Annotated in this window: 11 protein-coding genes; 3 read left to right on the top strand and 8 right to left on the bottom strand. The window is 42.4% G+C overall.

Annotated elements, in window-relative coordinates; all coding sequences use genetic code 11:
* Positions 1-155: 155 nt before the first annotated feature.
* A complete protein-coding gene (locus tag VK080_RS12225; protein WP_324225045.1) occupies positions 156-662 on the top strand; it encodes an antibiotic biosynthesis monooxygenase in 507 nt (168 codons plus the stop codon).
* Between the two features lie 26 nt (positions 663-688).
* Here the strand turns inward: VK080_RS12225 and VK080_RS12220 are convergent, their stop codons facing one another.
* The 6 genes from VK080_RS12220 to VK080_RS12195 form a co-directional block, all read right to left on the bottom strand.
* Positions 689-1,189, bottom strand: coding sequence for a thioredoxin family protein (locus VK080_RS12220; protein ID WP_324225044.1), 501 nt, complete (start codon positions 1,187-1,189; stop codon positions 689-691).
* Positions 1,190-1,192: 3 nt separating this feature from the next.
* On the bottom strand, positions 1,193-1,615 hold the full coding sequence (locus tag VK080_RS12215) for a disulfide oxidoreductase (RefSeq protein WP_324225043.1): 423 nt from the start codon (positions 1,613-1,615) through the stop codon (positions 1,193-1,195).
* Positions 1,616-1,692: 77 nt separating this feature from the next.
* Positions 1,693-2,334, bottom strand: coding sequence for a response regulator transcription factor (locus VK080_RS12210; RefSeq protein WP_324225042.1), 642 nt, complete (start codon positions 2,332-2,334; stop codon positions 1,693-1,695).
* Between the two features lie 18 nt (positions 2,335-2,352).
* On the bottom strand, positions 2,353-3,390 hold the full coding sequence (locus VK080_RS12205; protein ID WP_324225041.1) for a sensor histidine kinase: 1,038 nt from the start codon (positions 3,388-3,390) through the stop codon (positions 2,353-2,355).
* A gap of 14 nt (positions 3,391-3,404) precedes the next feature.
* Positions 3,405-4,160 (bottom strand): cell wall-active antibiotics response protein LiaF, encoded by a 756-nt coding sequence (gene liaF / locus VK080_RS12200; RefSeq protein WP_324225040.1) that lies wholly within the window; start codon positions 4,158-4,160, stop codon positions 3,405-3,407.
* Between the two features lie 126 nt (positions 4,161-4,286).
* Positions 4,287-4,913 carry a phosphatase PAP2 family protein gene (locus tag VK080_RS12195; protein ID WP_324225039.1) on the bottom strand — a complete coding sequence of 209 codons (627 nt, stop codon included), beginning with the start codon at positions 4,911-4,913 and terminating at the stop codon, positions 4,287-4,289.
* 106 nt (positions 4,914-5,019) lie between these two features.
* On the opposite strand from VK080_RS12195, the gene VK080_RS12190 reads away from it, so the two are divergent.
* Both VK080_RS12190 and VK080_RS12185 read left to right on the top strand, forming a co-directional pair.
* Positions 5,020-5,454 carry a ferritin-like domain-containing protein gene (locus tag VK080_RS12190; protein WP_324225038.1) on the top strand — a complete coding sequence of 145 codons (435 nt, stop codon included), beginning with the start codon at positions 5,020-5,022 and terminating at the stop codon, positions 5,452-5,454.
* A gap of 293 nt (positions 5,455-5,747) precedes the next feature.
* Positions 5,748-6,917 (top strand): M20 family metallopeptidase, encoded by a 1,170-nt coding sequence (locus VK080_RS12185; RefSeq protein ID WP_324225037.1) that lies wholly within the window; start codon positions 5,748-5,750, stop codon positions 6,915-6,917.
* A 262-nt stretch (positions 6,918-7,179) separates the two neighbouring features.
* On the opposite strand, the gene VK080_RS12180 is transcribed toward VK080_RS12185, so the two are convergent.
* Positions 7,180-8,394, bottom strand: a complete 1,215-nt coding sequence (locus VK080_RS12180; RefSeq protein WP_324225036.1) for an ABC transporter permease — start codon at positions 8,392-8,394, stop codon at positions 7,180-7,182.
* The gene (locus tag VK080_RS12175; RefSeq protein ID WP_324225035.1) at positions 8,387-9,130 is read right to left on the bottom strand and encodes an ABC transporter ATP-binding protein; all 744 of its coding nucleotides are present in this window, start codon (positions 9,128-9,130) and stop codon (positions 8,387-8,389) included. Before VK080_RS12175 ends, VK080_RS12180 begins: the two co-directional genes overlap by 8 nt.
* Between the last annotated feature and the right edge of the window lie 426 nt (positions 9,131-9,556).

Below are 9,556 nucleotides of genomic sequence, written 5' to 3'. Positions count from 1 at the left end.
TCAGTATACGACAATTTTTGCTGTGATGAAAGAATAATACTCACTGTTAATTAATAATGATTATAAAGTAATTTAGTCACATGGATCAAAAGAGTAGTGCTCAAGCAAAACGGGTATGTTACCATAATATAGAGAAGAATTTAGGGGGGAACATAATGAATGTGTTTATGACAAAAGGGACATTCGACTTTTTGAAACATATCCCGGAAAAACATCCGAATATTGATTTTTTCTTTATGCGCGAAAATACCAGCACCCTTATTTACTATGAAGGTGAAACGAAAAACATCTTTGCTTCGGGCAAAGGATATGAAACGGTCACGCAAAGCGGTATGTTACAGAAAAACGGTTATGTAGTCATGAATAATATCCCAGTGGCGGATGATGGCATGGCAACATTTGAAGATAAGTTCAAACAACGGCAACAGAGTGTAGAGTCAATGCCCGGGTTTCAGGCTTTCCGGTTACTCAGGCCAAAAAAAGGCAATATCTATGTTGTCATGACCCAATGGGCCTCAGAATCCGACTTTGAAAACTGGAAACATTCGGATCAATTCAAACAGGCACATAAAGATGGCGGAGACGTTAAACCGCCGGCATACTTTTTAGACAGACCTTTTGTGACAAACTACGATATGATTGATATGGATGAAATAGAATAAGCAAGCCTGGAGTCCTCCTGGCTTGCTTATCCATCATCGCCCTCTGAATCATTGACAGCATATTCATTGAAAAATGCACGGAATATATCGTTCGACTGTGCCCCGTTTACGCGGTCAACTTCTTCCCCATTTTCAAAATAAACAAGTGTCGGCGTACTTTCAATGCCATACTGTCGCCAGGCATCCTGAAACTCAAGCAGGTTCAGTTTTTTCATATCAACATCCATCTCTTCCACGATCGGCACAAGCCTGGGTGTTAACTCCTGACAGTGTGAGCATGTCGGATCATAGAAATAAACGATCATATCCTCGCCATTGTCCAGTTTTGTCGCTAATTCGTCCGGCAAAATCTGATTCTGATAGTTAGGGTCATCCAGCTGATCAATCGTCGCCTGATGCAAGTCTTCTTTTCCATATGGGTTTTCACTATCGCCCACTGCCTGCTGGTTTTTATAATCAATCACAAAATAAAGGGCAGCAAATAATACGACAATTGAACCTAAAATTATCAGCATTTTCTTTCCCATGGCTTATTTCCCCCATTTCCATAGAATGATGTGTAACACAAATATGATAACGAATGCAATACCTGCCATAAAAGGAATTGTAATAAATCCAAAGTAATTAACATATTCCGTATTACATGGAACAACACCGCACGAACCCCCTGTTTCCTGTAAAGCCGGCAGCTTTTGCACCAAATAATGATACAGCGAGACGAACATCCCGATCCCACTCAAAATCAGACCAGGCAGTGCAATGGACAAATCTTTTTTAAATAAGGCAGTCCCATAAATAATGACCAGCGGATACATGATAATCCGCTGTATCCAGCATAGTTCACACGGCACATAGCCCATTATTTCCGAAAAAAACAGACTGCCTAATGTAGCTGCAAGCGACTGAGCCCATATGATCATAAGCAATGTTTCATTTGTTTTTGAATGTTGCATACGGTCGTCCTCTCAATTCATATTCCTACGTATTATACTAGGAAACATTGAAGAAAAGCAAAAAGGAAGTTCTGTCATCATCCGTCAATTTGTTTTAATAAGGCATTTTTATGAACATAAACCGCAGCCTGTGTCCGGTCCTGAACGTCTAATTTGGAAAGAACATGGCTCACATGTGTTTTAACCGTTTTAATGCCAATGTACAATTTTTCTCCGATTTCCTGATTCGTCAGCCCTTCTCCAATACACAGAAGCACTTCAAGCTCACGTTCGGTCAATTCCTCATGCGGCTTCTTCTGTCCTCTCCGGAAACTGGACATCATTTTTCCGGCCACTTTTGGCTCAATCACATGTTCGTCATTCGCAGCTTTTTTAATCGCATCAGCAATTTCCGAAGCGGAAGCCGTTTTCAGAAGGTAGCTGAATGCCCCGGCTTCAAGTGCGGGGAAAACCTTTTGATCATCATAATAACTTGTCAGAATAATAATTTTACACGCCGGCAACTGTGTCATAACTTTTTCGGTCGCTTCAATGCCACTGCCATTATCCATGATCAAATCCATCAGGACAACATCAGGTTTGATGCGCAAGATCAGATCCGCCCCTTCATGACCGTCTGATGCTTCCCCGACAACATCTATTTCTTCTTCAGTCTGTAAGTAGGCCACAATTCCTTTTCGTACGATTTCATGATCATCAACGACGACTACCCGGATCATCAAACCCCTCCCCCTTATTCAACAAGGTATTCGAATATTAATGTACGTGCCTTCCCCTTTGCTTGATCTTACCGTAAATGTTCCCCCGAGGTCCTCCGTACGTTCTTGCATCGTTTTCAGACCGTATGATGTTTTGCGGTTTGTATCTTCATGTGCATCAAAGCCTTCTCCATCATCACGAATGTGCAAAAACAATTCATCGTCCCCGTCGGTGATATCCAATTTGACATGATGCGCCTTTGCATGTCGCAATATATTTGATAACGCTTCCTGAACAATCCGGAACAGATGCTCTTCTATCGTCTCAGACAGCGGCAGGTCATCTTCAATATTAACTGTAAAATCCAATTGTGTTTTTTGCTCCAGCTCACCGATTAGCTTTTTGATCCCGACCGGAAGCGGATCACCGGATAAATGGACAGGCCGTAAATGCAACAGCAATGCCCGCATTTCTGTTTGTGCCTTCAAAGCAGTACTTGCCACTTCCTTGATCTGTGTCCTGGCCACTTCCGGCTGTTTATCGAGTTGTTTGACAGCAGCTTCCGACATCATTGTTAAGGCAAATAGCTGCTGGCTTACTGCATCATGCAGATCACGCGCAAGCCGCTGTCGTTCCTCCATAGCGGCAGCTTTATGCGCAGATTTGACATAATCAGCCTTTTCATCGGCCATTCGCTTGAGCGATTTCACCTGGATCTCAAGCTTTTCGCCAAGTTCATTCATCTCATTGCTGATTCTCGTGATTTCGTCATGTTCATCAAAATTAACGCGGGAATCATAATGGCCATTTGCAAACTGTGTAATCAAGACAGATAAATCATCAAGCCGTTCTTTCATTTCACCGCCTGCTTTAAAACCGGCGTAAACCGAAATGATCATTCCAAACAGTACATAGAAGAGGATAAAAGCAAAAATGCTTCCAGCTGAAAGCCAATCAGGTGCAAACAGGACATGGATACTTAACAGAACCGCCAGCAATAACACTGTCGTCAGTAAAACAGCATATAAGTGGGAACGAATATACATATATCGGATACTGACCAATTTTTTCAGCACACTGTCGTCCCCCTCTATACTTTGACTACCTTGATTGCGCCTGATCTCAATTTGATGAATAAATCCAACTTTTGAATTGCCTGTTCATAATTGAGTGTTTCATACGTCATGGCCCGGTTAATACCATCTTTTTGCTGGCCAACAACATCAATATCACCAGCCATGACTGAGGCATCTACCCGGAAAGCAATATTTCCGGGGACAATGATATGAACATCAGCAGCCAGGGAATGAATCGTAATCGGGATTTCCTTTTCTGGGATGAACGCCTTGGAAAAGTCAAAGTAAAAATCACCGGCCATATTTTTCAAATACATCGGTTCCACTTTCCAGTTTGGCTGATTATACTCATAACTGCCGACAGTAAACATGCCGAAGTCACCGGTATCATTCATTCTATTTTTTTTCCGGCGATGGTCAAACGTTCGTTTATAGCCTCTTGTGCTGCCAATAAATGAAAAGCCGATATAAACAATCAAGAGCGGCCATAATTTAAAAACGTCGTCAAAATGAAAGGTGATGATATTAAAACGGTCAAGCAGCAGCAATGTGCCAAATATGAAGAAAAAGGATCCAAAGGCCCAGCTGCCGCCGCGATGTCTGATACGATCGGCTATCCATTTAATCCCGAGTATCATAAATAATAGTGGATAAATATACAGCCATATATTGTGAAAACTGAAATCAATGATGCCAATATTGGCCAGCACCAGTGCTGCACCAACCGAAATAAGGATAAATGCCAATACATAACGCGTGAACCGCCCCAATCAATTCACCCCATTCCCATAACTAAAAATCGATATTCTTTGTCTATATTGTACATGAGGTTTTCGCAGAAGGTAATCGTCCTCAGAATGTGATAAAACTCAGTCTTAAGACGGAGACTTTTTACGTCATGACTGCAGCCATTCATACAGATAAATCATACCTATCAAGTATATGAATCCAAAAACGAACCCGGCAAAGACATCTGTTAAATAATGAACATTAATGATAAAACGGCTGATCCCAATTAAAAAAATGAGAAGGGCAAAGCTGAATTGAACGGTTAAAACGGCCTTGGACGATGTTAGTTTTTTGGCAACAAAATAAGCGAGCAGCCCGTAACAAACCATCGGAATCATGGCATGACCGGATGGAAAACTGAATCCTTCAGCATTGGCAGCAACAAAGATACTAGGACGTTCACGCTCAACAAGCTGTTTGATCAGTATATTCAGACCATGGCTGCTCAATGTGCCCAAGCCAAAAATGACAGCCGGCAGCCAGTCCCTGAAGGCAAACCACAAGAGAAGCGCCGTCAAAATTGTGAATGGTGTCAAAAAGGTACCCGATCCTAATTCCGTTATCCAGCGGAAAATGGTATATGTAGTGGTATCTTCAAATGCTTCAACAAGGCCACGGGTGATTTGATCGATATAAAGAACTTTCCCACTGATGATGCGAAACACCCAAATACCAATCGTTAACAGGACGGCCATCAATAAAAATAATATGATATAGCTGCGTCTATTCAACACGTTCACACCCTCCTGAATAAATCATACCTCATTTGACGTTTGAAAAAAATAGTGCCGGGTATGATAATTGTGTGCTCTTATTATAGTGGAAAGGTTGGGATAAATCATGGATCAAAATCTGCAAAATCTGATTGATGGACTGAATGAAGATTTGTCACATGAGTATGGTGCTGCGATTCAGTATACGTATAGTGCAGCTGTCGTATCTGGTCTGATCCGTCCCGCATTGAAGCCTTTTTTCGAATCAGAAATCAATGATGAAATGGGTCATGCATTATATTTGTCCGAAAAAATTAAATCATTGGGCGGAATACCGACAACAAAAGCTGCAGACATCCCACAGCCGACAGAAGTAAAAGATTTGCTGGAGGCTGCACTGGAAGCTGAAAAAGATACCATCCAACGGTATGAAAAACGCAAACAACAAGCTGAAGAATTAGGCTACACCGAACTGGTTGTTAAACTGGAAGATATGATAGCCGATGAAACAGCCCACCAAGAAGAAATTCAACGATTACTGGCTGATTCAAATGTCAATTAACAAATAATACTGCTCCGAAAAGTGATTTGGAGCAGTTTTTTATCTGTTTCAATTGTTTTGTGTTTATTCCTATTTCCTTCGTTCTTCTGCAGATATTTTCTGTTAATCTGTAGATATCTTCAGTAATCTGTTGATATTACCATTCTTCTTTACATAACGCTTATCTTCTCGAGAACCTCTGTCGATTTTGCATTCTTCTGCGGATTCAGATAACTCTTGTCTATTTTCTAACACCATTTCCTGTCATGATGTTATAATAATTAAAAAACAACCGAAAAAGAGGAGGCTTTTTGATGTTACAGGCTATACATAATCGGTTGGATGAATTGTACGCTGAAATGGTTGACATCCGGCGTTATCTGCACCAATATCCGGAACTGTCTTTCCAGGAATTTAAAACAGCTCAATATATCGCCGATTTTTATGAAAAAATAGGAATTCCTTATCAGTCAGGTGTCGGCGGTAATGGTGTGATTGCTACATTAAAAGGCGGAAAACCCGGTAAGAAAGTGGCATTAAGGGCTGATTTCGATGCGCTTCCAATTCAGGATGAGAAAGATGTCCCCTATAAATCAAAAGTTGATGGTATCATGCACGCTTGCGGTCATGACGGGCATACAGCAACACTCTTGACACTTGCCAAAACCATGAAAGCTTTTCAGGACAATTTGCCGGGTACCATCGTCTTCCTTCACCAGCATGCAGAGGAATACGCACCGGGCGGGGCCAAGCCAATCATTGAATCGGGAGCGATTGATGATGTTGATGCAGTGTTTGGCACACATCTCTGGTCAACGACCCCGTTTGGCGTGCTGCAGACATCAAAGGACGTCTTAATGGCTGGTCCCGATCGCTTTGAGATAAACATACAGGGTCAAGGCGGGCATGGCGGTTATCCACATCAGACAAAAGACGCCATCACCATTGGTTCGCAAGTCGTGTCTCAGCTGCAGCAAATTGTTTCAAGACGTCTCGATCCGCTCGAAACAGCTGTTATCACCATCGGACAATTCGAAGCCGGCAATGCGTTCAACGTCATCGCTGACAAAGCAAGGCTTGTCGGTACTGTCCGGTACTTAAAAAAGGATATTCAGGAACAGGTTATTCATGAGATGGAAAACGTTATAAAAGGCGTTTGTGTCGCCAATGACGCCTCCTATTCATTTGATTACAAAAAAGGCTATCCGCCGCTTGTCAACAATGCCGAAGAAGCACAGCTCGTTCTCGAGGCAGCAGATCAAGTTGATGAAATCCAGACGGCTGAAGAGGTAAAACCAGTCATGGCCGGCGAGGACTTTGCCTATTACACGATGGAAAAACCCGGCGCATATTTTTTCACTGGGGCTCAAAAAGAAGGACACCACTACCCGCACCACCATCCGAAATTCGATATTGAAGAACGGGCGATGCCGGTAGCAGCCAAAACGTTGATTTCAGCGTATTTCAAATTCCAGGAAAAGTGAGCTGTAAAGTGAAACTTCATTCAACAGGGTGTTCTTTCCCGCTGAAGAGGAACAAAGGCTAAGTACGCAACGTCGTGTTGCAACGCCTTTGTGACCTGCATCATGCAGGCCCGAACAGAATCGGATATTTAAGGACAGTTGGGCGACGTTTTTTGGCGGGTTACTGCCCGTTACATGCGGGATAAAATAAAACTCATTCAGTGGGATGCTTTTCCCCCACGGAATAAAAAAAGGCTGATGCCACAACAGATCAGCCTTTTTTCTATGTGGTCACCTTTTTCTTCACATAGCCCAGAATAAATAAATAATCAAAGACTATACCACCGGCGAGTACAATGAGCATACCTGCCCACTCCTGCATGACGATAAACAGCAGGGTATAAATGATGGTCTGAAATAATGTCAGCTGAAACAGCAGCTTGAGCAGCGATCGTTGCCGCACCCCAATATCGACCGGGTAGAGATCAAGCCACATAATCGTCCGATGGTGATGGTATAATGTCATCATCTGAAAAGCGCTCATATATAAAAACAGCAGGGCAAACAGCAATTTCATCCAAATGTTTGGAACAAAATAAACGAACAGTCCACCGATGACAATCAGCCGGACATACATGCCTAAATAATCCCCGCTGCGGACGAACGAAATCCGGTATAAATAATCAAATGTATGTCTGTTGGCAAATGGCACCCGGCTGACAAGCGACACCAGCCAATGCCTGTTTTTCACCTGATTTTTTAAGTGGGGGACATCCGTAAACATATTGGCTATCCGATAAAATGTCTGCATCCGGCTGCGGTCTTTTTCCACCAGTAAATCCCAAACGATACCGGGATATTTTCGTGATACACTTAAATCATATAAAAAGACGAGCGTAAACAGCACAGTTGTAATCCCTGCCCATACCATTTCACCCTGAACGATAAAATAAAAGACAGCCACATTCAGTAACATACGGACAGCCTGATCAACCTGCCTTATTCCTGGTTCCCTGATTTTCAGCATCCACCAGTTATCAACCAGGTTTCCGACTTTAAAAATCAGAACAACCAGCAATGTCAACAAATAAATGTTCCCGGCACGATCCGGATAAGACGCAAAATATAACGGTCCAAACGCAGCACCGGCAAGCAGGATAAGATAAAGCTGGATAACAAAGCTGTAGATCAAGGCATCACGGAAATAGGGACCCATCTTATTCTCGGCCGCAATCAAGAATACCAAGTCAGGTTCTTTCAACAATGTACGGACAGGACTGTAACTGACTAGAAGTCCGAATGCCACGCCAATAATCCAAGCTGTCGGAAAATTGTCAGGAAGATTCGCGAGCCACCCCTGATAGTAATAAGCGGCTGCCGAGATAAAAAACAGCATGGCCACCGCAATATGCCCGTTAAAGATATAGCGCAGATAACGGCTTGTTTCTTTCATATGGGCTGAAAAACGACGCTTAAAAAAAGCATGCGAATCAAACATGGCTATCTTCCTTTGTCAGTTCCACATATAAATCATCAAGCGTTGCATCCGGCATATGAAAGTCCTTCCGCAGCTGATCCAATGTACCAATTGCCCTAATTTGGCCTTCATGCAGGATAATAAACCGGTCACAATTCCGTTCGGCTGTTGCCAAAATATGGGTTGACATGAGGACACCCGATCCATCTGCCTTCATACCATCCATCAGCTGCAGATAGGATTTGATGCCAAGTGGATCAAGACCAACAAACGGCTCGTCCACAATATATAACGGCGGCTCGATTAAAAAGGCACACATAATCATCACTTTTTGCCGCATGCCTTTTGAAAAATGGGTCGGGAACCATTTCAGCCGCTTTTCCATACGAAACGCTTTCAGTAATCGCGGGAGTCTTTTCTCAAAATCAGCCTCCGAAATATTATAAGCCATTGCTGTCAGACGCAAATGCTCATATAACGTTAACTCATCGTATAAAATAGGCACTTCCGGTATATATGCCATCTGGTTCCGATACGTATCCGGATTTTCCTGAAATGTTTTTCCGTTAACTGCCACTTTTCCTTTTTTAGCATGCATCAGCCCAATAATATGTTTGATGGTCGTACTTTTGCCGGCACCATTCAGTCCGATCAAACCGACGATTTCACCTGGATAGACATCAAACGATATTCCGTGCAGCACATTTTTGTGTGTATATCCGCCATGCAAATCGGCTATATGTAATAAAGGTTCCACAAAGCCTGCCTCCCAATTGTCACTTAACTAAAATTTTACCACGTTTGATGTGAAGTGCCAAAGCAAATTCTTCGACAAAAAATATGTATAAAAAGACATTCCCGGTTCACACTAACGAATGAAGCTAAGTGAATGAGCAAAATCATATAATTTCACGCTGCACACAAATGAGGTGTTTGTGATCGATAATTAAATGATTGACCCGTTTAAGATTGACCGCACGGTGTCTTTGGATACTGATGCACAAATCTTAATGGTACCATCTAATGCTTTAAGCCATTTTGCCAGATTGACCAATCAATTGGGATCTGACAAATCGGTTTTTGTAACGTTAAAAGCAAATGCGATTGACGGTTATTACAAGTCCCCAGACGTTAGATGCTTTGCCGTTCACTTGCTTCTTAAAGCAGGCAGGCTCACTAAAAA

The sequence above is a fragment of the Lentibacillus sp. genome (assembly GCF_035301925.1).
Taxonomy (GTDB): Bacteria; Bacillota; Bacilli; order Bacillales; family Amphibacillaceae; genus Lentibacillus.
Note: the sequence above shows the minus strand (reverse complement) of the source record. Positions and strands in the feature narration are given on the sequence as shown.

Bases quoted from the DNA above. Each gene is read 5' to 3' on its own strand.
- VK080_RS12215 (WP_324225043.1), bottom strand. From the start codon at position 1,615: ATGCAACATTCAAAAACAAATGAAACATTGCTTATGATCATATGGGCT.
- VK080_RS12185 (WP_324225037.1), top strand. From the start codon at position 5,748: ATGTTACAGGCTATACATAATCGGTTGGATGAATTGTACGCTGAAATG.
- VK080_RS12190 (WP_324225038.1), top strand. From the start codon at position 5,020: ATGGATCAAAATCTGCAAAATCTGATTGATGGACTGAATGAAGATTTG.
- VK080_RS12225 (WP_324225045.1), top strand. From the start codon at position 156: ATGAATGTGTTTATGACAAAAGGGACATTCGACTTTTTGAAACATATC.
- VK080_RS12210 (WP_324225042.1), bottom strand. From the start codon at position 2,334: ATGATCCGGGTAGTCGTCGTTGATGATCATGAAATCGTACGAAAAGGA.
- VK080_RS12220 (WP_324225044.1), bottom strand. From the start codon at position 1,189: ATGGGAAAGAAAATGCTGATAATTTTAGGTTCAATTGTCGTATTATTT.
- VK080_RS12180 (WP_324225036.1), bottom strand. From the start codon at position 8,394: ATGTTTGATTCGCATGCTTTTTTTAAGCGTCGTTTTTCAGCCCATATG.